Origin of the sequence: Providencia rettgeri (genome assembly GCF_041075285.1) — a bacterium.
Classification (GTDB): Bacteria; Pseudomonadota; Gammaproteobacteria; order Enterobacterales; family Enterobacteriaceae; genus Providencia; species Providencia rettgeri_G.
On sequence record NZ_CP163512.1, the window covers coordinates 1700788 to 1722628 of the forward strand.

The window sequence follows — 21841 nt, forward strand, 5'->3', positions numbered from 1 at the left end:
TTTCTTCTAATTTTCCTCTTCTTTTATCTGTAATTTTCTTTTATTTTGATTACTCTTTTGCTTAATACCAATGCCTTGTTCGTGATATTCACGGCTAATGTCCTCCCATAATTCTGCATTTTCTACTCCAGCAACTGTTGGGTTAAACACAGGGTCAACGCCTAGTTTTTCCTGTCTTTCATAATCTCGTAGTGCTCTGAGTGCAGGTTTAGAGAGAAAAACTATCGCAATTAAATTTAGGTAACTCATACTGCCAAACCCAATATCACCTAAGCTCCACATCAAACTTACTGATTGCACGCTTCCCATAAAAACAATAATCAAGAACACAAATTTAAGTATCAGCTTTAATACGGGATATGCCAGCTTGCGGTCAAGGTAAACAATTGTGGTTTCAGCGATATAGTAATAAGCCATCAATGTGGTGAATGCGAACAAAAATACCGCTATCGACACAAACCCTGAACCTGCGGAAGTAAACACTGTCGAAACGGCCATTTGTGTCCATGCCGTTCCCGCAGCAACTCCTGGTATATATTCCACTAGCGCTGTCGCTGAACCATCGGGGAAGACATTGTACATATTAGTGACAAGGATCATTAAACCTGATGCCGTGCAAACCACGACGGTATCAATATAAATTGAGAATGCTTGAATAAGTCCTTGTTTAACGGGATGGCTCACCTCTGCGGCCGCCGAGCTAAACGTCGCTTCCCCCGCTCCCGCAACATTGGAAAATACCGCACGACGAACTCCCCAAGATACGGCAGTCCCTACAATCCCCCCAAACACTGCATCCATGCCCAATGCACTTTGGAAAATTAAATTAAACATTGCTGGTACTTTTTCATAGTGGCTAGTCAAAATAATCACCATCATCACTAAATAGGCTATCGCCATTAAAGGAACGATTTTATCCGCCGCACTCGCGATACGTTTTACGCCACCAAAGATTAACCATGCCATTAATACCGTAACAATTGCCCCGGTTATCAATGGAGGAAGGTTAAACGAAGCTTGGAAAGAATCAGCAATGGTATTTGCCTGAATACCGGGTACTAATACACCGTAAGATAAGCAAATTACCGCCGCAACAATAATGGCAAATGGCTTAAGCTTTAACCCTTTTTCAATATAATAAGGAGAACCGCCGCGATACTGATCATCTGAACGCTGTTTATAAATTTGGGCAAGCGTGGACTCAATAAATGCACTTGCGCCACCTAATAGTCCCATCACCACCATCCAAAAAATAGCGCCTGGGCCTCCCGCTGCAATCGCCGTTGCTACACCAGCAATATTACCTACTCCAACACGACCTGATAATGCTAGGCAAAAGGCTTGAAAGGATGAAATCCCCTCTTTGGATGCTTTATTTTCCTTTAATAAACAAATCATTTTAATGAGGTAGCGAAACTGTACGCCGCGTGTCGCTAAAGTGAAGTAGAGTCCCACCCCCAGTGATAAGAACACCAGTGCGTTACCCCAGATGTAACCAACGATAGTATTAACGATGGCTTCCATTTTTGTACTCCTTCGTTATTGTAATTGTTTATTGCGTGTTTGCAGGGTAAAAAAAACCTGAGCGTTGTAAGCTCAGGTCAACGTGATTTATTGATGAACAAACCAAATAACTTTTGTTTGGCAATACTGTTCAAAAGCCTCTAACCCATTGTCTTTGCCGCCAAAACCAGATTGGCGAAAACCACCAAATGGTGTAGTGATATTGCCTTCACTAAAACCGTTAACTGACACTGTTCCCGCGTTAATTTGGCGAGCAACACGCATGGCTCGGTGTACGTTTTGGCTATAAAATGAGGCAGCCAAACCATACTGTGTCGCATTTGCTAATGCGATTGCTTCCTCTTCGGTTTTAAATGATGTTACCGCTAAAATAGGCCCAAAGACTTCATGTTTAAACAGTGCCATATCCGGCGTCACATTATCGAAAATAGTTGGTTCGATGTACCATCCAGAACCAATTTCGTGATGAATTTGACCACCAGTAACAAGCTTCCCTCCCTCTTGCTTTGTGATATCTAAAAATGCTTTCACTTTATCAAAATGCGCTTTTTCGACCATTGGCCCAATTGACACATCCGATCGTCTCGGATCACCGATTTTCCACTCTTTTGCGGCAACCGCCAGCTTAGCCAATAATGTTTCTTTAATACTTTCATGCACAATTAAGCGAGAACCACAGCTACAGTTTTCACTCATATTCCAAAAAGCTGCAGCCATAATATGAGGAACTGCACTATCAAGATTGGCATCTTCAAATACAACCTGTGGGCTTTTCCCCCCACATTCGAGAACAATCTCTTTTAAATTACTTTGTGCAGAATAGGTTAGAAATAAACGCCCTACCTCCGTTGAGCCAGTGAACGACACGATATCCACATCAGGGTGGCGCCCAAGCGCTTCACCAACTTTTTCGCCTAATCCACAAACTAAACTTAATGCTCCCTTTGGTACACCCGCCTCATATGCCAATTCAACCATTCTGTAAGCGCTGAGTGACGTTTGTTCCGCGGGTTTAACAATCACGGAATTACCAATAGCAAGGGCGGGAGCAACTTTCCATGCAAACATTTGTGCAGGGAAGTTCCATGGAAGAACAGCGCCAACAACACCAATGGGCTCCCTAACAATTAGCCCTAATTCTTGCTGGCTTGTAGGTGCGATTTTGCCAAAGAGTTTATCAATCGCTTCGGCATACCAATAAAAAGTCTCAAGGGTCGCAGGCATATCGGTATTGAGACATTCGGTGATTGGCTTTCCCGCATCAATACAATCAAGTGCGGCGAGTTCTTCACTGTGTTCGGCAATTAAATCCGCCCATTTGAGCATTATCCCTTTACGCTCTTGAGGCGATAGTGCACTCCACGAGCCATTCTTAAAGGTATCGCGCGCCACCTTCACCGCCGCATCAATATCCGTTGCTTCACCGTCTGCAATATACCCAATGATACTATTGTCAATCGGTGTGCGATTTTCTAATTTAGACTGATTAGCATTCACTCCATCGATTAAATGGCCTGCCCACAATTTCCCTTGCTTAGCGAGCTCAAATACCTGCTGTTGATTTAGTCCCATTGTTATACCCTTACCGTTTGATTAATTTAATAAATTGTTCTCTAGCTTCAGTTGCTAAGTTCGTTAATGGCAAACGCACAGGGCCTGCGTTAAACGTGCCATTTAAACAACCTGCTTTCGCTTTTTGGTTATAATCACCGGATTCCATGGAATAAATTGCTGGGTATATTTCATTCATTATTTTCTTCGCTTCTTGCCAATCCCCTGTTTGCGAAGCTTTGTAAATAGCGACTTGCTCTGCTGGGAACACATTCCCTGCGCCTGCTATCCAACTTTTTGCACCCCAAAAAAAGAAATCAACTGGTTGGTCATCACAGCCGCAAATCACTTCAAAGTTATTAAACGGTGTCTGTAATAGACGTAATGCACGGCTAAAATCCCCACTGCTTTCTTTGATTGCGACGATATTATCGATTTCAGCCAGCTTAACGACCGTTTCATATTCAATTTCGATACCAATACGCGCTGGGAAGTTATACATAATGATCGGGAGTGTCGTCGCCTCTGCCACTTTCTTATAATGGCCATATACCCCTTGCTGATCAGGCAAACTATACGGTGGAGGTGATAGCATTAAACCTTCATATCCAAGCTCTTTTGCTTGTTTTGCGCGGGCAATCGCACCTTCTGTTGATAAATCATTAATACCTGCTATCAAGGTTACGCGCCCCTTCGCTATTTTGCTTACCGTTGCTAAAACCGTTTTGCGCTCATCTTCATTTAACGCGTAATATTCCCCTGTGGTGCCGCAAACCACTAACCCTGTGACACCTCGGTTAATAAGTTGCTCTGCCAAGTCAGCTAATGCACTGATATTTAATGAGTAATCACAGTGAAAAGGTGTCACTAATGGAACAAGAATGCCATGAAAATTCATTTGAATTCTCCTTAAAATTAAACAAATCGCTTAATGGAAAAAGGGGGGCAATCGATAGTCATCGGCTGCTCATGAATAAAGCAATTAACAATCTCTGCCGTAATTGCTGCCTGTGTTACCCCTAAGTGTTGGTGCCCAAATGCAAAAATATAAGGACCTTTATTGTCGATGACTGGCAATGAGTCGGATGTAGATGGTCGAAAACCCATCCATTGTGTTGATTGCGCATCATTTAATGGTTCCTTTAGCATAGGCGTAGCAAGTGGTAAAAAATGGCGTGCTCGCTGCATATTGGCTGGGCGCTTTAACCCTGCATATTCAATGGTACCCGCTAAGCGCAAACCGCCTGCCATTGGCGTCATAATGAAGCGCCTATCCATACTGGATACAGGGATACTCAAACGCCCTTGCTCTTGCGGTAGCATTAAATGGTAGCCCCGTTCCGTTTCGAGCGGCACATTTATGCGGCTAACCATTTTGACTAATGATTTGGAAAATGCGCCAGCTGCAATAACCACTTTTTGTGCAGTAAATTTGCCTTGTGTTGTTGTAACTGTGGCTTCTTTATTCGATGTAGAAGATATCGCGGTGACTTCACAGTGGGTGAGTGTATTTCCACCTAATTCAACAAATGATCGTGTGAGCTTTGTATGTAACTCACTTAAATCAACAACGTGTCCAGTTTTTGGGAAAAATAACCCTCCAAGTTGATTAGTTGCGAGTGCGGGCTCGCGGTTAAGTAACGCTGATTGATTGAGAACCGAATTATGCACGCCAATGTTTTGCAAATACTCGCCATGCAGATGAAGCTTTTCTAACGTTTCCTTTTTTTCAGCCACTAACAATGAACCTTGTATTTTAACCAGATCATTGAGTTGCCATTTTTGAATAAACGTTTGCCACGAATCAAAAGCGGCACTATTTAATCTCATTAAGGTGTGGTGGATGTGAGTAAACGGCTTATGTCTCATGTTAGCTAATAGCTTTAACATCCAAGGTGTTAGCGGTAATAAATAACGCCAATCCAAACGTAATGGACCGAGTGGGTCGAGAAGCATTTTCGGGATTGATTTTAAAACAGAAGGATCTGCAATGGGGAAAACTTGCTCTGTCGCAATATGACCCGCATTACCCAAAGATGCCCCTGAACCAATTTCATTTTTATCAATCAGTAAAACATCGGTGCCATTCGCTTGTATGGTAAGCGCTATACTTAAACCGATAATTCCGCCGCCAACAACAATGACTGAATATTGATGCTTCATCCCCTTCCCCCTTACGCTACCGAAATACCGAAACGAAATGGGTCATACTTATCAATCAGCAATGTATTTCGCCCACTAATGTAGGCATTTCCTCGGATTGTAGGGATTATTCCGCCTCCATCCGCTTGCTGGAAACTGGCTTGAAACTGACTACCAATCACACTGACCTGATGCCAAATTTCCCCTGCGACGAGTTTTTTATCTGCGGCTAAACAGGCTAATTTAGCACTGGTACCTGTGCCACAAGGCGAGCGATCATAAGCACCGCCAGGACATAACACAAAGCTTTGACTGTCTGCTGTCGGATGTGAGCCAAATAATTCAATATGGTCAATTTCTTGCCCGTTTTCACCGAAAATATTTTGGTCAATAAGGGCTTGTTTGATTTTTAAACACATTTCTGTTAACGATTTAACGTGTTTAACATCAATCGAAACTGGTGAGTTTTCTACAAGAAAAAACCAATTCCCCCCCCACGCGATGTCACCGATGATAGTACCGATGCCCGGCACATTCACTTGCACAGCCTTACGATAACGATATGAATACACATTTTGGATACTCACACTGCCATCGTTGTGCAGTTCTGCCATGACATCCCCAACAGGAGTTTCAATTAGGTGCTTTCCGTATGAAATGTTGCCAAGAAAATGCAAAGAAGCGACTAATCCTATCGTCCCGTGCCCACACATCCCAAGGTAGCCTTCATTATTAAAAAACAACACCCCCGCAGTTGCCTTTGGGTTTTGTGGTTTACACAAAAGAGCACCAACTAAGATGTCATTACCACGCGGTTCAAGGATTGTCGTTCTACGCCATTCATCATGCCTATCACGCAGTATTGCCAAGCGCTCAGCCATACTTCCGTCACCTAAATGCGGAAATCCATCAATCACTAAGCGTGTTGGCTCCCCTGCCGTATGGGAATCAATTACTTCAATTTTTGAATATTCAGATTGCATCGATTAGCACCCTATTAACTTTGACTTGTTAATAGATTGCTTGATTTGTGTTAATAGATCTTAATATCTTTTCATCGAACTTATGCGTTTTTCTGCACAATCTAAAAATATTTAAGAAAATTAGTAACAATAATTTAATATTTGGGGGCGCAGCATGATTAATTTAAATAAGTTATTATTAATCAGTCAGGAAAATATGCTTTTCCCTGTTGATAACATTGATGTTTTACTTAATCATCTCGGTTTAGTCATGCCTCTAATTAATACACTCCCCAATGTGACTTTTTTTGTGAAAGACCATAATGCACGCTATTTGCTTGCTAATGATAATTTGGCGATTCGATGCAAAAAGAGTGGTGTTAATGAAGTGATTGGTAAAAGTGCAGAAGAGTTATTCCATACTGAATTAGGGCAAAGCTATAGCTCACAAGACTATCTGGTCATGGAAAAGAAAATCAGTGTAATTAATAAACTTGAACTGCATCTCTATAAAGCAGGTTTGCTCGGCTGGTGTTTAACCACGAAAGTGCCGATATTTAACACACGTAATCAAGTAATTGGGGTAGCCGGAATATCGGTAGACTTACAAGATATTAAATCAGTGAGTCCAAAACTTAATAATCAACTTAGCCTTGTCGAACGCTATATCAGTGAGCACTTTAATACTGCAATTAAAATAACCGAGCTTGCTAATATTTCAGGGCTTTCACTCTCACAATTAAATCGTCAATTTAAAGCGATCTTTTTAATTACTCCTCAGCAATATATTCAAAAAAAACGCCTCGAACATGCTATTGAGTTATTGGAAGATGACTTTTCAATTACCGATATTTCAATAAAATGCGCTTACACCGATCACAGTGCTTTTTGTCGTAAATTTAAAGAAATGACCACCATGACACCCAGTCAGTTTAAACGTATGCGTTCGACGCTTGATAAGCAAAAAATAATGATGTGATCGAGCATCATATTGTTTTTATTTAATCTAAAACAAACTTTGTTTAAGTTCCGTTTATAATTTATTTTTCCTAATATTTCAAACAATTAGCCCAATCAAACACCTTACTCCCTCATCTATATTCCTAAGTAACAGGTTATAACTTAAGATAGCTCTTATTGCGGCTGTTGATGAATAGCGTATTGATATATCACAAAGCAAAACACTATTGTACGTCATAAAAAGGATAGAAAATGACCATTTATGATCTGAAACCGAAATTTCAAGATCTGCTTCGCCCAATAGTCGGTAAATTATTTGATGCAGGGATCACCGCAAACCAAGTGACCTTGGCGGCATTATTGCTATCCGTTATTGTCGGATTAGTTTTGTTTTTCTTCCCAAACCCACATCTGTTTATTTTGCTCCCTTTTGTGTTGTTTATCCGTATGGCGCTTAATGCTATTGATGGCATGTTAGCGCGGGAATACCAGCAAAAAAGCCACCTAGGAGCAATACTTAATGAGCTTGGTGATGTCGTTTCTGATGTCGCGCTATATCTCCCGTTCGCCATTATTTTTCCCCACTCAATTTGGTTAATCCTACTTATTTTACTGCTCTCAGTATTGACTGAGTTTATTGGTGTCACCGCTCAAGGAATTGGTGCATCTCGGCGCTACGACGGCCCTATTGGCAAAAGTGACCGCGCTTTTATTTTTGGCGCTCTTGGGCTGTTTATCGCGATTTTTCCTCAGCTACAGTTTGCAGGCTGGATAAATTATCTGTTTGTTCTTCTTTCGTTGTTGTTATTGTATACCTGCTATAACCGTATCCATCGTGCATTGGATGAGCTTCGCACGTCTTCGGATAATAATTAAGGAATAATTATGAACGCTCAGACAGACTATCTGACGCAACGTCCTATGTTAGGATCGCAATTTACCACCAGCGATCAAACTCCACTGTTTTATCGCCATTGGCCAACCGAAACGCCAACAGATAAAGCCATCATTCTATTCCATCGAGGTCATGAGCACTCAGGGCGTGTAGCCCACCTCGTTGATGAATTAAATCTCCCTGACTACGCTATGTTTGCGTGGGATGCTCGAGGTCATGGACGCAATGAAGGCCCAAGAGGTTATAGCCCATCCCTTGGCACATCAATTCATGATGTTGATGAATTTGTTCGATATGTATCAACGCAATACCAAATTCCCTTAGAGAATATCATTGTTATTGGGCAAAGCGTGGGGGCAGTGTTGGTATCTGCCTGGGTACATGACTATGCGCCCAAAATTCGCGGGATGGTGCTTGCTTCGCCGGCTTTTAAAGTCAAGCTGTATGTTCCCTTTGCTCGCTCAGGTTTAGCTCTTATGCAAAAAATGCGTGGGCTGTTTTATGTAAATTCCTATGTAAAAGCGAAATTCCTCACCCATGATGAACAACGTATTCATTCATTTAACCACGACCCATTAATCACTCGCCCTATTGCCGTCAATATTCTACTTGAATTATATAAAACGGCAGATAGAGTCGTCGCTGATGCAGGTGCGATAACCCTACCTACCCAATTATTTATATCAGGAAGTGACCATGTCGTTCACCACCGCCCACAGCATCAGTTTTTTGAGCGATTAAATACCCCCATTAAGGAAAAGCACGTCTTACCCGGGTTTTATCACGATACTTTAGGTGAAAAAGAACGTCATATTCCTATCGAAAAAATACGTGATTTTATTGGTAAATTGTTTAGCCTCCCTGTCTATCAACACGATTATCAATATGAAGATACGTGGAGCACTAGTGCAGAAAATTATCGTAAACTCGCTACCCCACTCCCAAAATGGTGTCCCAAAAATCTTGCCTTTAAGATTATGAGCAAATCAATGAGTACCTTAGGTAAAGCCTCTGAAGGTATTCGTATCGGTTATGATAAAGGCTTTGATTCTGGTTCGACATTAGATTATGTCTACCGTGATAAAGCCGAGGGCAAAGGCCTATTCGGTCGTATAATTGACAGGCAATACCTCAACAGTATTGGCTGGCAAGGGATCCGCCAGCGTAAAGTCAATATTGAAAATACCTTACGCCAAGCCATTCGCGAGTTAACCGATAACAATATACCCGTGAGAATTATGGATATTGCTGCTGGTCAAGGTCGCTATATCTTTGATGCAATTAACGATTATGGTAAAGTTGAATCTGTTCTGCTACGCGATTACAGCCCTGTTAATGTGGAGCAAGGCCGTTTACACATTAAAGAACGCTTCCTTGAAGATAAAATCCATTTTGTAGAAGGGAATGCCTTCGATGCCGATGATTTAGCTTCAGTGACGCCAGCCCCTACTTTAGGTATCGTAAGCGGTTTGTACGAATTATTTCCTAGCAACCAATTGATTAAAGCTTCGTTAGATGGGTTATCCCGTGCGATCCCATCCGGCGGGTTGCTTATTTATACTTGCCAGCCATGGCACCCGCAAGTGGAAATGATCGCCCGTGTGTTACCAAGTCACCAAGGGGGCCAAGCGTGGGTGATGCGTTGTCGTAGCCAAGGTGAAATGGATGCGTTAGTCGATGAAGCTGGTTTCGAAAAATTAAACCAATCGATTGATAACTGGGGGATCTTCAGTGTATCAATAGCGAGACGCCGTTAATTTTCTAATCGGTTCCTTGTGGTTGGTCGCCGTTAATGCCGCCAGCCACAATTCAACCAATGTTACTCGTCTCTATTGCTTCTGATACATAAAGCCCTATGTTGTCAGTGTAATATTCTGCCTACAAATAGGCATTGCTGTACCGACGATTTTCCCTAATAACGTTTAGGACACTAAGGAATACTGTAAAGGACGATGACTGCCTTCCAACAACTCGCTAAGCCATCATCTAAACGACAAATTGTGTTGTTTGGTCTACTGTGGCTGATTTTTTTAGCCCCCTTTTTCTTTCTCACTTATGGGCAGGTCAACAACTACACGGCCACCTTAGCCGATGTGCCTTCTGTTGTTTATTCTTGGGAAAAACATATCCCTTTTCTTCCATGGACGATTATTCCCTATTGGAGCATTGACCTATTCTATGGTTTATCATTATTTATTTGCACCACACTGCGTGAGCAAACAATCCATGGGTTAAGGCTTATTTTAGCTTCCCTGTTCGCTTGCGTTGGATTTTTGTTATTTCCGCTTAAATTCAGTTTTCCGCGCCCCTCCACGGATGGTGCGTTTGGTTGGATGTTTGATAGCCTAGAACTTTTCGACCTGCCGTTTAACCAAGCTCCCTCGTTACATATCATTTTGCTCTGGCTCCTCTGGTTACGTTTTCGTGCTCATACACCAATACAATGGCGTTGGCTACTTCATGGATGGTCCGTGTTGATCTTAGTGTCTGTCCTCACAACCTGGCAGCACCATTTTATTGATGTTATTACCGGCTTTGCGGTTGGCTTGCTTGTCAGTTATTTATTACCTATCAACACTCGCTGGCAATGGAATTACACTGGCTCGCCTCGTAGTTTTAAAATGAGCAAAAATTATGGTCTTGGATCAATCACCTGCTTTGTTCTCGCATTTGTTTTCCAAGGCGCTGCTTGGGTCTTATTGTGGCCTGCAGTCGCCTTATTATTTATTACCCTCGGCTACTTAGGTGCAGGGGCAACTGTTTTTCAAAAAACCCCTGAAGGGAAGATTTCTCCGTCCGCTGCTATCTTATTATTGCCTTATCGCCTTATCGCTTGGGGAACCTATCATTACTATGCAAAGCACTGCAGGCAACCTAGCATGGTTAACCAACATATCGTTTTGGGAGGCCGCCCGCTTTATGCGTTGCAAACCGCAGCAGTTTTAGACATGACTTGCGAATGGTCACGCAATTCTTTTAGCAACGGGCTAAAATATTGTAGCCAACCGCAAATCGATTTGTTACCACTGAGCGCAAAAGACATTGAGCAAGCTGTCCACAAAATGGATAACCTAGCCCAACAGGGTGCTGTTTATATTCATTGCAAGCTGGGCTATTCACGCAGTGCCACTGTAGCTGTTGCCTGGTTAGTTCATCATGGTGATGCACAATCCATTGATAGCGCTGTCAAAATAGTTGAACATGCTAGGCCGCAAGTGGTTTTAAATGCAGCCACTAAGGAGCAATTAAATGATTGGTTTATACACTATCATATCAATAGGAACCGTTGATGAGCCAACTTACTGATAAAAATTGTGGGGAAGTCATCCTTATATTGACTAAAAGTTGGTCCTACTTAGCCATCGCCTCGGTGCTAGGATTAATTTGCCAACTAAGCCTTTTTATCGGCATAAGCAGCGAAAAGTATTCTCTATTTATTTGTATTATTTTATTTGTTATTAACCACTATTATATTTATCGCTTATGGCTTGATAACCATTTTTTTAACATCATTTATCAGCAAGGAACGACAGAAGCCTTTGATTATTCACTGCGTATTTTGATACCTAAAAAAACTATCAATCGAACAATGGTACAACGCTGGCAAGGTACTAAGACCTTGTTTAATCGTGCTGTGTTGTCGGTTGTTATTCTTTGGGCATGGCTATTAGTTACTGTAATAACCTTATAAAGGATTAGATTAATCTTTATTTTGTCACCTATAATTTATCGCTGTTATAAACTTAAAATATTATTAACTTAATATTTATTTACCGAATATATTTCGGTCATTATTTTAATACTCGTAAAATATAATGACATTCACCTTATAAATTAGATGGTTTTTACTTTTCTTACTGAAAACGTTATGATAATTGGCGTATCATTGATACATAACAGATTTTTTGAGCTTAGCTAAGTGTATCCTAATAGGTACATTTTCGTTTATTTTTCACCCTGTTATTTGGTAGGGTATAATGAGTACAAAAAATATTAATAGGTTGCGCCCTTTTAGCGCATTAATAGATTCCTGCTGGAAAGAAAAATACACCGCTGCACGTTTTGTGAAAGACTTAATTGCGGGTATAACTGTTGGGATCATCGCCATTCCATTAGCGATGGCTTTAGCAATTGCCAGTGGTGTTCCCCCTCAATATGGCCTCTATACCGCAGCTATCGCGGGCATAATTATCGCCATTACTGGCGGTTCTCGTTATAGCGTTTCAGGGCCTACTGCCGCCTTTGTTGTTATTTTATATCCCGTTTCACAGCAGTTTGGACTTAGTGGGTTATTGGTTGCCACACTAATGTCTGGCATAATTTTACTTGCTATGGGCTTCGCCCGCTTTGGCAAATTTATTGAATATATCCCTGTGTCAGTAACGTTAGGCTTTACCTCGGGAATTGCCATTACTATTGCGACCATGCAAATCAAAGATTTCTTTGGCTTGCACATGGATCATGTTCCAGAGAACTATGTTGATAAACTGATTGCCATCGGTAATACGTTTCCAACGTTTCAATACAGTGACACCCTAATTGGTTTATCCACACTGCTTGTCTTAATTTTTTGGCCAAAGTTAAAGTTAAAATTTCCAGGGCACTTACCCGCCCTTATTGTTGGCACATTCGTTATGTGGGTGCTTTCACTATTTGGTATGGAAGTCGCAACCATCGGTTCTGAATTCAGTTATTTTCTTCCTGATGGTACTGAAGGGAGTGGTATTCCCCCTATTTTGCCGCAATTTATTTTACCTTGGGAACTTCCTGGCAGTGCGCCAATTAGCTGGGCAATGATCACCGCACTTATGCCGGCTGCATTTTCAATGGCTGTGCTTGGTGCTATTGAATCACTACTTTGTGCTGTTGTACTCGATAACATGACGGGTAAAAAACACCATTCCAATAGTGAATTGATTGGACAAGGGGTAGGTAACATTGCTGCACCATTTTTTGGTGGGATCACCGCAACGGCGGCAATTGCTCGTTCCGCGGCTAACGTCCGTGCGGGAGCGACATCACCAATTTCTGCAGTGATCCACTCAATATTAGTCTTACTGACTTTATTGGTGTTAGCACCGATGCTCTCTTATTTACCACTGGCAGCAATGTCTGCATTATTGTTAATTGTGGCATGGAATATGAGTGCAGCTGGCAAAGTCGTATATTTAATTAAACGTGCACCTAAAGACGACATTATTGTTCTCGTTTTATGTATGTCTTTAACTGTTCTGTTTGATATGGTGATTGCAATTACTGTTGGTATCGTGTTGGCATCGCTGTTATTTATGCGCCGTATCGCCAATATGACACGTTCAACCCAACTTTCTGACACTGATGAAGAAAATAGCCGTTTAGTAGTACGCATTAATGGTCCACTATTTTTTGCCGCAGCAGAACGTATTTTCGATGAATTGCGGGTGAAAAGTGCAGGATATGCAACCATCATTATGCAATGGGATGCAGTACCAGTCCTGGATGCCGGGGGATTAGAAGCCTTTGAAAAATTCATTGATGCAGTGCGAAAAGATACCCATGTGATGGTTTGTGATATCCCATTCCAACCACTTAAAACCTTAGCTCGCGCTAAAGTGACGCCTATCGATGGTGTGCTAAGCTTCCACAACTCCATCGATAATGCGCTAGAAACGGTTAAATCTATTGAACAAGCTAAACAATTAAATGCTAACCAAGGTGAAAAAATCGCATAATTGAGATAATCACCCCACCACCACTGAGCAACGTGGTGGTGGTTTACCCTCTATTTTCCTGTATTGTTCATCAATAATTGCTCATTTATACAAACAGTTTCTTACTGACTTAGCAGCCTTTTCACAGGCCAACAGCCACACGTTAGCTTTATACTCGCTTTTAATTTAAGCGATTACAATGCAGATCCCTGCCCGCCATTGTGTAAAAAATACTGATATAAATTATTCATGCCAACCCAGTGGTTTTCACACCATTGCGGCGCTAGCAGTGTTGGCTTCCTCGCACTCGCACTAATGCGATGATAAACAATTTCTTTCGGCGTATGACGAACCATTTCCCCTGCGATGGCGGTATATTCATCTAAGGATAATGTTGATAAACGCCCTGCTCGCCAACTTTTCGCCATTACGCTACCCTCTACAATATGTAAAGGGTGTAACTTGATACCATCAGTTCCACATTCCAACACTTTCTCTAAGGTTTGCATATTCATCTGCGCATTCTCTCCGGGTAAGCCACAGATTAAATGGGTACACACTTTTAAACCAAGCTGACGCGCCTTTTGCGTTGTTTGCTGATAAGCATCAAACCCATGACCACGGTTAATGCGATGCAATATTTTGTCATGGGCAGTTTGTAGGCCAAGTTCTAACCAAATTTCATAACCTTGCTGCTGGTATTCACTGAGTAGCGACAAAACAACATCAGGTACGCAATCCGGACGGGTGCCAACACATAAACCAATGATATCGGCTTGTTGCAATGCTTCTTCATACAGTTGTTTAAGTAAGTGAACTTCTGCATAAGTACTGGTATAGGCTTGGAAATAAGCAAGGTAACGTTTTGCGCGGGAAATACGGGTAATTTGGTGAGAGATCTGCTCACTAATTGTCTGGTTGGATTGACGCTCATCTGAAAAAGAGGCCACATTACAAAAGGTACACCCCCCTCGACCAAGGGTACCATCGCGGTTTGGGCAACTAAAGCCCCCATGCAATGTAATTTTATAAATTTTTTCGCCATATCGGCGCTGGAGATCAGCGCCGAACATGGAAACGACTTCAGTAAGTTGCATTTACGCCAAACTTAACGGCTAGTGTCTAACTCAGGGAAAGCTTTCACCAGATCATCAATCGCTTTCATTTGCTTTAAGAAAGGTTCTAATTTATCTAACGGTAAGGCAGATGGGCCGTCACAACGGGCGTTATCTGGATCTGGATGCGCTTCAAGGAATAACCCAGCGATCCCCACGGCCATACCCGCTCTGGCTAACTCAGCCACTTGAGCTCGGCGACCACCTGATGCTGCACCAAATGGGTCACGACATTGCAAAGCATGGGTCACATCGAAAATGACAGGACAACCTTTCGATGATTGCACCATCACATTAAAGCCCAACATATCAACGACTAAATTGTCATAACCAAAGTTTGCGCCTCGGTCACACAAAATAATTTTATCATTGCCGCCTTCGATAAACTTCTCAACGATATTTCCCATTTGCCCCGGGCTGATAAACTGTGGCTTTTTAATATTAATTACGGCGCCTGTTTTTGCCATTGCCGCCACTAAATCGGTTTGACGCGCTAAAAAGGCAGGTAATTGGATCACATCAACCACTTCAGCGACGGGGGCAGCTTGTGCAGGTTCGTGCACATCGGTAATAATTTTTACACCAAAAGTTTCCTTCAACTCTTGGAAGATTTTCATCCCTTCATCAAGGCCTGGACCACGGTAAGAGTGGATAGATGAGCGATTCGCTTTATCAAATGACGCTTTAAAAACATAGGGAATACCTAATTTTTGCGTTACCGTCACATAGTGCTCGCACACTTTCATTGCCATATCACGAGATTCAAGGACGTTCATTCCACCAAACAACACAAACGGCAAGTTGTTCGCGACATTGATATCACCAATATTGACTACTTTCTGTTGCATTCTCTTACCCTTAAAGTTAAGACAGGCTATCTGTCTATACGTTAATTAATGTAATACGATTGGATGGTCATCCAATGAATAAATTTGAATTTTGATCATTTCAGATACAGGATCTTCAGGGCAATGCTCAATAAAATAATTGAGGTCACTTAATGCCACATGATTGCAATCTAAGTGTGCCAATATCAGCCCACGATCACGGATTTCATACGGGTCTTCAGGATCTAGTGTCAGTAACGTTTCACACACTTTCAACGCCATTTCCATTTTCTTTTCTTCCATCAATGCCGCTTTTAGCGTATCGAAGATTTTACGAATAACGACGCTGTTTTCTGCGACATCGAGCTGGTCTTGGAAAAACTCAGAAAAGGGGTCGACTGTTCCTTTTAACCACATATTTAGGGTGTGAATAGATAGAGACTCGCCATTGGCTGGGTTAATAAACCACGGTTTTCCATCCTGCTTTTCAGTCATAATTAATAACTGAGTTGGGAAAATGGCAGGTCGGATATCAATATCTAAGTGCTGTGCAATATATAATAAAATGGCACCGAGAGTGACAGGCGTACCTTGCTTAGAGGCGACTACCTTGTCAAGCCACAGCATATCCGATAATGCATAGATACCTTGCGCTGGCCCAAATGACCATTGTTGATAAAATAAGGAAATCAGTTGTTCCACTTTGGTTTCATGATCAGCGTGTAAATCAATAGCCGCTTTCGCAGATAAAACAAGGTTATCTAATTGCGCTTGGACTTTCATCAACGGGAAATCATGACGGATACATTGAGAAACGGTCATAATCCCTTCGCTTAAGGGGAGTTGATTAAATTCAATATTCGCTATGGTTTTCATTACATTCCCACTACTGTGCCCACTTAACCATTCCATTGACCGAGTGAAACTCTTTCTTGCCCACCATAATCGAGACACGTCTCAATTTGGATGTACCCATGTTTTGCAAATAAATCACGCACCGCTGAACCTTGTGTCCAGCCATGTTCAACAAGCACCCAGCCTTGATTTTTAAGATAATTTTTTGACTCAGCAATAATATGTGCTAAATCGGCCAGCCCTTCATTTTTTGCAATTAATGCGCTTGCTGGTTCAAAACGCACATCACCTTCACCTAGGTGATTATCATTTTCATCAATATAAGGCGGGTTACTTATAATCATATCAAATTGTCGAAATGATAGGGAAGTAAACCAATCACTTTGTATAAATTGGACGTTAGCAATATTCAAACGTTGTTGATTTCGCTGGGCTAATGCCACCGCTTCAGGATTGAAATCAACACCAATGACCTGGCTATGAGGTAATTCAGAGGCTAAAGCCAACGCAATCGCCCCTGTACCTGTGCCTAAATCCAATAAGTGACAAGGATGATTCGTTAAACGTGCCAATGCTTGTTCGACCAAACATTCAGTGTCAGGTCTTGGAATGAGTGTCGCAGGTGAAACATAAAGGGGTAACGACCAGAACTCACGCTCCCCAACAATATACGCAATTGGCTCGCCCTTTTCTCGGCGTTGCAACAACTGTTCAGCTTGTTGCTGTTCTAACGCAGTAAGTTCTGTTTCACTAAACGCAATAAGATAAGTACGACTGCGCCCCGTCGCCTGTTCGAGTAGGATTTCAGCATCTCGCTTAGCGCTATCACTTGCAGACAGTCGGCTGACTGCCTGCTTTAGCCATTCACGATATTGCATTATTCCTGCTCAGAGAGTGCAGAAAGTTGGTCTGCTTGGTATTCATTGATGATAGGTTGGATTAACGCATCCAATTTCCCTTCCATTACTTCATCCAGACGATATAGCGTCAAGTTAATGCGGTGATCCGTAACACGCCCTTGCGGGAAATTATAGGTGCGGATACGGTCAGAACGATCCCCCGAACCCAGCAAGTTACGGCGCTCAGATGCTTCCGCGGCATGGCGCTTATCTATTTCTGCTTGACGAATACGAGCACCTAACACCGACATCGCTTTTGCTTTGTTTTTGTGTTGTGAACGTTCGTCTTGGCATTCCACCACGATCCCTGTTGGGAGGTGGGTAATACGAATTGCAGAATCCGTGGTGTTAACGTGCTGCCCCCCCGCCCCAGATGAACGGAAAGTATCAATACGTAAATCTGCTGGGCTGATTTCAGGTAATTCAGCTTCTGGCAATTCAGGTAAAATCGCAATAGTACAAGCAGAGGTGTGAATACGCCCCTGTGATTCGGTTTCGGGAACACGCTGAACACGATGCCCACCGGATTCAAATTTTAAACGCCCGTATACATTATCCCCCGAAATCTTAGCGATAACTTCTTTATAACCACCGTGTTCACCATCACTGGTGCTCATTAGCTCAACACGCCAACGGTTATTTTCTGCATAACGGCTGTACATGCGGAATAAGTCGCCAGCAAAAATAGCGGCTTCGTCTCCGCCAGCACCCGCGCGAATTTCCACGAAACAGTTATATTCATCATCAGGATCTTTGGGGAGTAACAACAATTGCAGTTGCTGTTCAAGCTCTTCATTGCGCGCTTTTGCTTCTTTTAACTCTTCTTGAGCCATTTCTTTCATTTCAGGATCGTCTAACAGCATTTCGGCTGTTTCAATATCTTCCTGCACTGTGCGCCATGCGCTAAAACATTTGGCCACATCCGATAATTGCGCATATTCTTTTGATAAAGCACGAAAACGGTCTTGATCGGCAATCACACCTGCATCAGCAAGGTGCGCTTCAATTTCTTCGTAGCGTTCTTGTAATGCTTCTAATTTTGCGACAATAGAAGGCTTCATTCGTTATATAAGACCTATGATTAAAAAGTGGTTATTGATGGTCCAGCCCTAAGCTGTCCCTAAGTAGATTTAGACGCTCAACATCACCATTTCCTGCTGCTTGTTGCAGCGATTTGGTCGGAGCGTGAATAAGGCGGTTGGTAAGTTGTTGCGATAACTGCATAATCACTTGCTCAGGGTCAGCGCCTTGACGAACAGCCGCTAAAGCTTTTTCGGCCATATTAGCGCGAATTGCTTCAGCTTGCTCTCGGTAATCGCGAATTGTAGACACTGCGGCTTGTGAACGCAACCAATCCATAAAATGGCTACTTTCTTGTTCAACAATAAACTCCGCTTCTACTGCCGCCGCTTTACGTTGAGCTAAGTTTTGCGCAATGATGGACTCAAGATCATCAACGGTATACAGATACACATCGCGAAGCTTATCAACATCTTGTTCAATATCTCGCGGTACCGCAATATCAATCAACAGCATTGGCTTACTGCGCCGGACTTTCATTGCGCGCTCAACCATACCCTTCCCAATGATGGGTAGTGGGCTCGCCGTTGAGCTGATCACTATATCCGCTTCAGCCAAGCGGCTATCGATATCGGATAATGAAATCACTTGTGCATTGACCTCATTAGCTAACAGTTCAGCACGTTCGCGGGTTCGGTTGGCTATCATCATCTTTTTCACGCCATGTTCACGCAAATGACGTGCGACTAACTCAATCGTTTCCCCTGCACCGACTAATAAGATATTCAAATGTTTGAGTGATTCAAAAATTTGACGAGCCAGAGTACAAGCTGCAAAAGCGACAGAAACTGCATTAGCACCAATATCTGTTTCTGTTCGAACGCGTTTTGCGACAGAAAACGATTTTTGGAACAGACGCTCTAATTCACGGGATAATGAATGGCTATCTTGCGAAAGGGCAAACGCTTTTTTGACTTGACCTAAAATTTGCGGCTCACCTAACACCAAAGAATCGAGACCACTTGCCACTCGCATAAGATGACTCACGGCATGTGAGTCTTGGTGCCAATACAGGCTCGGTTGCAAATCCTTTGGTTTAATTCCGTGAAAATCACACAACCATTTAATAAGCTGTTCTTGGGCTCTGTCTTGGGACTCGAGGCTCAAATACAGCTCGGTTCTATTACATGTAGACAGCACAACGCCGCCATTTACTTGGGGTTGTTTAAGAAGATCCTCAAGTGCATGGTCGATTTTTTCAGGACCAAAAGCGACCCGCTCACGCAGGGCAACAGGTGCTGTTTTATGATTGATGCCTAAGGCTAATAAGGTCATTGTGCTTTACGACTTGCTCACATTGCTTTCTTTGCTAATTATATTTTCAGTAACGCTGCATTCATTAATGAATTAAGCATTACTGTTATTTATATTCATCTATTGTAGATGATCCTCGCGACGCTTTCTACGCCTTGCAAGATTCTATTATTCAGAAAGATGACCAAGCCCAAAAAATACACGGAAAAAATAGTTTAAACGATTATTTTTCATGAATAACACGGCCATCATTTCGTTTTTTACTTTTTGTTAATGCGTAAATTATTAATCACAACACTAACGACTACAATAACATGTAGAAAGAATGCAATTATTTCGCACAGAAAGCAAATGGAGATACCCAATTGCTTCGATTACCTTTCGGTGAAATAACCCTATTCTGATTGATCCAATCACCAGATTAGCGCACAATTTTATTTATCAATGCGCTATATTATGTGTAATGTCACATAATCCGCTTAAATTCATGATGTTATCAGTGCACTAAAACGTTGAGATTAACTATGCAATTAACCCAAGTTTTGTCGTTCACTCCCCCTATAAAAGGCTTTTTGCGGCTTTTACCCCTCTCCTGCCTTCTATTAACCGCTTGTGTCACCACATCACAAAATACCACGAAAGGCACGGGGTCAGCCTCTGATACGCAATGGAAAACCCATCAGCAAGAATTGAATCAGCTACGTGATTATCAAACACGCGGGTCATTCGTTTATAATGGTGGTGAAACCAAAACTTACGCAAAATTTTTCTGGCAGCAATATACACCTGAAAAATACCGTTTATTACTGACTAATCCACTTGGTAGCCGTGAATTAGAGCTCACCGTTGAGCCGGATTTGGCGCGTTTAACCACCAAAGATGGGCAAACCCATATGAGTGATGTACCTAATGAGTTAATTTACCAACTTACGGGTATGGAAATTCCACTGGACGATTTAACAGCATGGTTAGTAGGTTCGCCGGGTAGGGCCACCGATTTCACCCTAGATGAAAACCATTTATTAAAAAATATCACTTTTGAAAAAAATGGGGAAAAATGGGTGTTAAATTATATCTCCTATGACACAAAAACCTCACCTATGTTGCCAAATTACCTTGAACTGCGCCAAGGTGATCGATTAATCAAACTAAAAATGGATAGCTGGACACTGAAAAAATGACGTTAACTTGGCCTTCCCCCGCAAAATTAAATTTGTTTTTGTATATTACGGGCCAGCGCCCTGATGGTTATCATGAATTACAAACGTTATTCCAGTTTTTGGATTATGGCGATAACATCACAATCACAACACGCCATGATGATCAATTGAATCTACTCACTGACATGGCCGGTGTTCCCCCTGAAAAAAACTTAATTTTGCGGGCAGCCACATTATTACAGCGCTATTGCCGTGAAACACTCAAACACACTCAGCCCCTTGGTGCGGATATCGCTATTGATAAAATTTTACCCATGGGCGGAGGCATAGGCGGCGGTTCTTCTAATGCAGCCACCACTTTGATTGCGCTTAATGAACACTGGAACACCAAGGTCTCTGATGAGGTTTTGGCTGAACTGGGCAAAACACTCGGTGCAGATGTCCCGGTCTTTGTTCGAGGTCATGCTGCCTTCGCTGAAGGGATTGGTGAAATATTAACCAAAGCTTCCCCTAAAGAGAAATGGTATCTCGTCGCTCACCCCGGAATTGAAATATCAACCCCGACGATCTTCACAGATCCGCAATTAAATCGAAATTCTCCAAAACGCTCCCTAGCCGCATTATTACTGGCTCCGTACGCTAATGACTGTGAACCAATCGCAAGAAAACGTTTTCGTGAGGTTGAACAGCTTGTTTCTTGGCTGTTAGAATATGCTCCGTCTCGCCTAACAGGAACAGGCGCATGTGTTTTTTCTGAATTTGAAACACAAGCAAATGCCCTTAAGGTGTTAAATAAAGCCCCATCGTGGGTGCAAGGGTTCGTCGCCCAAGGCGTTAACGTATCCCCACTGCACAAATTCCGCGCTGGGATAACCCGTGTATTGCACCAATAAGTAATGAAACAACGCTCATTGCTATTGGTCAACA

General features: G+C 42.3%; 19 protein-coding genes. 8 read left to right on the forward strand and 11 right to left on the reverse strand.

What is annotated here, in order from left to right; all coding sequences use genetic code 11:
* Positions 1 to 6: 6 nt before the first annotated feature.
* From AB6N04_RS07710 to AB6N04_RS07730, 5 genes are all read right to left on the reverse strand, one after another.
* Entirely contained in the window at positions 7 to 1524 is a 1518-nt protein-coding gene (locus AB6N04_RS07710) for an alanine/glycine:cation symporter family protein (protein WP_369311302.1), read from the reverse strand.
* A gap of 87 nt (positions 1525 to 1611) precedes the next feature.
* Positions 1612 to 3096, reverse strand: coding sequence for an aldehyde dehydrogenase (locus AB6N04_RS07715; RefSeq protein WP_369311303.1), 1485 nt, complete (start codon positions 3094 to 3096; stop codon positions 1612 to 1614).
* Between the two features lie 10 nt (positions 3097 to 3106).
* Complete coding sequence (gene dapA, locus AB6N04_RS07720; protein ID WP_369311304.1) at positions 3107 to 3973, reverse strand: 4-hydroxy-tetrahydrodipicolinate synthase; 867 nt, start codon at positions 3971 to 3973, stop codon at positions 3107 to 3109.
* Between the two features lie 17 nt (positions 3974 to 3990).
* Entirely contained in the window at positions 3991 to 5238 is a 1248-nt protein-coding gene (locus AB6N04_RS07725) for an NAD(P)/FAD-dependent oxidoreductase (protein WP_369311305.1), read from the reverse strand.
* An 11-nt stretch (positions 5239 to 5249) separates the two neighbouring features.
* Positions 5250 to 6200 (reverse strand): 4-hydroxyproline epimerase, encoded by a 951-nt coding sequence (locus AB6N04_RS07730; RefSeq protein ID WP_369311306.1) that lies wholly within the window; start codon positions 6198 to 6200, stop codon positions 5250 to 5252.
* Positions 6201 to 6354: 154 nt separating this feature from the next.
* Between AB6N04_RS07730 and AB6N04_RS07735 the strand changes: the two genes are divergently transcribed.
* The 6 genes from AB6N04_RS07735 to dauA all read left to right on the forward strand — a co-directional run bounded on the left by AB6N04_RS07735 (position 6355) and on the right by dauA (position 13745).
* Complete coding sequence (locus tag AB6N04_RS07735; protein ID WP_369311307.1) at positions 6355 to 7158, forward strand: helix-turn-helix domain-containing protein; 804 nt, start codon at positions 6355 to 6357, stop codon at positions 7156 to 7158.
* A 233-nt stretch (positions 7159 to 7391) separates the two neighbouring features.
* Positions 7392 to 8015: a CDP-alcohol phosphatidyltransferase family protein gene (locus AB6N04_RS07740; RefSeq protein WP_369311308.1), complete on the forward strand. Its 624-nt coding sequence runs from the start codon at positions 7392 to 7394 to the stop codon at positions 8013 to 8015.
* A gap of 9 nt (positions 8016 to 8024) precedes the next feature.
* Positions 8025 to 9791, forward strand: a complete 1767-nt coding sequence (locus tag AB6N04_RS07745; RefSeq protein ID WP_369311309.1) for a bifunctional alpha/beta hydrolase/class I SAM-dependent methyltransferase — start codon at positions 8025 to 8027, stop codon at positions 9789 to 9791.
* Between the two features lie 195 nt (positions 9792 to 9986).
* Complete coding sequence (locus AB6N04_RS07750) at positions 9987 to 11324, forward strand: phosphatase PAP2/dual specificity phosphatase family protein (RefSeq protein ID WP_369311310.1); 1338 nt, start codon at positions 9987 to 9989, stop codon at positions 11322 to 11324.
* Positions 11324 to 11725: a hypothetical protein gene (locus tag AB6N04_RS07755; RefSeq protein ID WP_369311311.1), complete on the forward strand. Its 402-nt coding sequence runs from the start codon at positions 11324 to 11326 to the stop codon at positions 11723 to 11725. Before AB6N04_RS07750 ends, AB6N04_RS07755 begins: the two co-directional genes overlap by 1 nt.
* A gap of 286 nt (positions 11726 to 12011) precedes the next feature.
* A complete protein-coding gene (dauA, locus tag AB6N04_RS07760) occupies positions 12012 to 13745 on the forward strand; it encodes a C4-dicarboxylic acid transporter DauA (RefSeq protein ID WP_369311312.1) in 1734 nt (577 codons plus the stop codon).
* A 173-nt stretch (positions 13746 to 13918) separates the two neighbouring features.
* On the opposite strand, the gene AB6N04_RS07765 is transcribed toward dauA, so the two are convergent.
* The 6 genes from AB6N04_RS07765 to hemA are packed head-to-tail and all read right to left on the reverse strand — an operon-like array spanning position 13919 to position 19775.
* On the reverse strand, positions 13919 to 14821 hold the full coding sequence (locus tag AB6N04_RS07765; RefSeq protein ID WP_369311313.1) for a TIGR01212 family radical SAM protein: 903 nt from the start codon (positions 14819 to 14821) through the stop codon (positions 13919 to 13921).
* A gap of 11 nt (positions 14822 to 14832) precedes the next feature.
* Complete coding sequence (kdsA, locus tag AB6N04_RS07770; protein ID WP_369311314.1) at positions 14833 to 15687, reverse strand: 3-deoxy-8-phosphooctulonate synthase; 855 nt, start codon at positions 15685 to 15687, stop codon at positions 14833 to 14835.
* 45 nt (positions 15688 to 15732) lie between these two features.
* Complete coding sequence (gene sirB1 / locus AB6N04_RS07775; protein WP_369311315.1) at positions 15733 to 16542, reverse strand: invasion regulator SirB1; 810 nt, start codon at positions 16540 to 16542, stop codon at positions 15733 to 15735.
* Positions 16543 to 16565: 23 nt separating this feature from the next.
* Positions 16566 to 17399, reverse strand: a complete 834-nt coding sequence (gene prmC, locus AB6N04_RS07780) for a peptide chain release factor N(5)-glutamine methyltransferase (RefSeq protein WP_369311316.1) — start codon at positions 17397 to 17399, stop codon at positions 16566 to 16568.
* Positions 17399 to 18481 carry a peptide chain release factor 1 gene (gene prfA / locus AB6N04_RS07785; protein WP_369311317.1) on the reverse strand — a complete coding sequence of 361 codons (1083 nt, stop codon included), beginning with the start codon at positions 18479 to 18481 and terminating at the stop codon, positions 17399 to 17401. The genes prmC and prfA overlap by 1 nt, the downstream gene beginning before the upstream one ends.
* A 31-nt stretch (positions 18482 to 18512) precedes the next feature.
* On the reverse strand, positions 18513 to 19775 hold the full coding sequence (gene hemA / locus AB6N04_RS07790; RefSeq protein WP_369311318.1) for a glutamyl-tRNA reductase: 1263 nt from the start codon (positions 19773 to 19775) through the stop codon (positions 18513 to 18515).
* A gap of 503 nt (positions 19776 to 20278) precedes the next feature.
* Here hemA and lolB point away from each other — a divergent pair.
* Positions 20279 to 20935, forward strand: a complete 657-nt coding sequence (gene lolB / locus AB6N04_RS07795) for a lipoprotein insertase outer membrane protein LolB (RefSeq protein WP_369311319.1) — start codon at positions 20279 to 20281, stop codon at positions 20933 to 20935.
* Entirely contained in the window at positions 20932 to 21807 is an 876-nt protein-coding gene (ispE, locus tag AB6N04_RS07800) for a 4-(cytidine 5'-diphospho)-2-C-methyl-D-erythritol kinase (RefSeq protein ID WP_369311320.1), read from the forward strand. The genes lolB and ispE overlap by 4 nt, the downstream gene beginning before the upstream one ends.
* The last annotated feature ends 34 nt before the right edge of the window (positions 21808 to 21841 follow it).

Excerpts from the sequence above, each read along its gene's own strand:
- AB6N04_RS07710 (WP_369311302.1), bottom strand. The coding sequence starts at position 1,524 with ATGGAAGCCATCGTTAATACTATCGTTGGTTACATCTGGGGTAACGCA.
- AB6N04_RS07715 (WP_369311303.1), bottom strand. The coding sequence starts at position 3,096 with ATGGGACTAAATCAACAGCAGGTATTTGAGCTCGCTAAGCAAGGGAAA.
- dapA (WP_369311304.1), bottom strand. The coding sequence starts at position 3,973 with ATGAATTTTCATGGCATTCTTGTTCCATTAGTGACACCTTTTCACTGT.
- AB6N04_RS07725 (WP_369311305.1), bottom strand. The coding sequence starts at position 5,238 with ATGAAGCATCAATATTCAGTCATTGTTGTTGGCGGCGGAATTATCGGT.
- AB6N04_RS07730 (WP_369311306.1), bottom strand. The coding sequence starts at position 6,200 with ATGCAATCTGAATATTCAAAAATTGAAGTAATTGATTCCCATACGGCA.
- AB6N04_RS07735 (WP_369311307.1), top strand. The coding sequence starts at position 6,355 with ATGATTAATTTAAATAAGTTATTATTAATCAGTCAGGAAAATATGCTT.
- AB6N04_RS07740 (WP_369311308.1), top strand. The coding sequence starts at position 7,392 with ATGACCATTTATGATCTGAAACCGAAATTTCAAGATCTGCTTCGCCCA.
- AB6N04_RS07745 (WP_369311309.1), top strand. The coding sequence starts at position 8,025 with ATGAACGCTCAGACAGACTATCTGACGCAACGTCCTATGTTAGGATCG.
- AB6N04_RS07750 (WP_369311310.1), top strand. The coding sequence starts at position 9,987 with ATGACTGCCTTCCAACAACTCGCTAAGCCATCATCTAAACGACAAATT.
- AB6N04_RS07755 (WP_369311311.1), top strand. The coding sequence starts at position 11,324 with ATGAGCCAACTTACTGATAAAAATTGTGGGGAAGTCATCCTTATATTG.
- dauA (WP_369311312.1), top strand. The coding sequence starts at position 12,012 with ATGAGTACAAAAAATATTAATAGGTTGCGCCCTTTTAGCGCATTAATA.
- AB6N04_RS07765 (WP_369311313.1), bottom strand. The coding sequence starts at position 14,821 with ATGCAACTTACTGAAGTCGTTTCCATGTTCGGCGCTGATCTCCAGCGC.
- kdsA (WP_369311314.1), bottom strand. The coding sequence starts at position 15,687 with ATGCAACAGAAAGTAGTCAATATTGGTGATATCAATGTCGCGAACAAC.
- sirB1 (WP_369311315.1), bottom strand. The coding sequence starts at position 16,542 with ATGAAAACCATAGCGAATATTGAATTTAATCAACTCCCCTTAAGCGAA.
- prmC (WP_369311316.1), bottom strand. The coding sequence starts at position 17,399 with ATGCAATATCGTGAATGGCTAAAGCAGGCAGTCAGCCGACTGTCTGCA.
- prfA (WP_369311317.1), bottom strand. The coding sequence starts at position 18,481 with ATGAAGCCTTCTATTGTCGCAAAATTAGAAGCATTACAAGAACGCTAC.
- hemA (WP_369311318.1), bottom strand. The coding sequence starts at position 19,775 with ATGACCTTATTAGCCTTAGGCATCAATCATAAAACAGCACCTGTTGCC.
- lolB (WP_369311319.1), top strand. The coding sequence starts at position 20,279 with ATGCAATTAACCCAAGTTTTGTCGTTCACTCCCCCTATAAAAGGCTTT.
- ispE (WP_369311320.1), top strand. The coding sequence starts at position 20,932 with ATGACGTTAACTTGGCCTTCCCCCGCAAAATTAAATTTGTTTTTGTAT.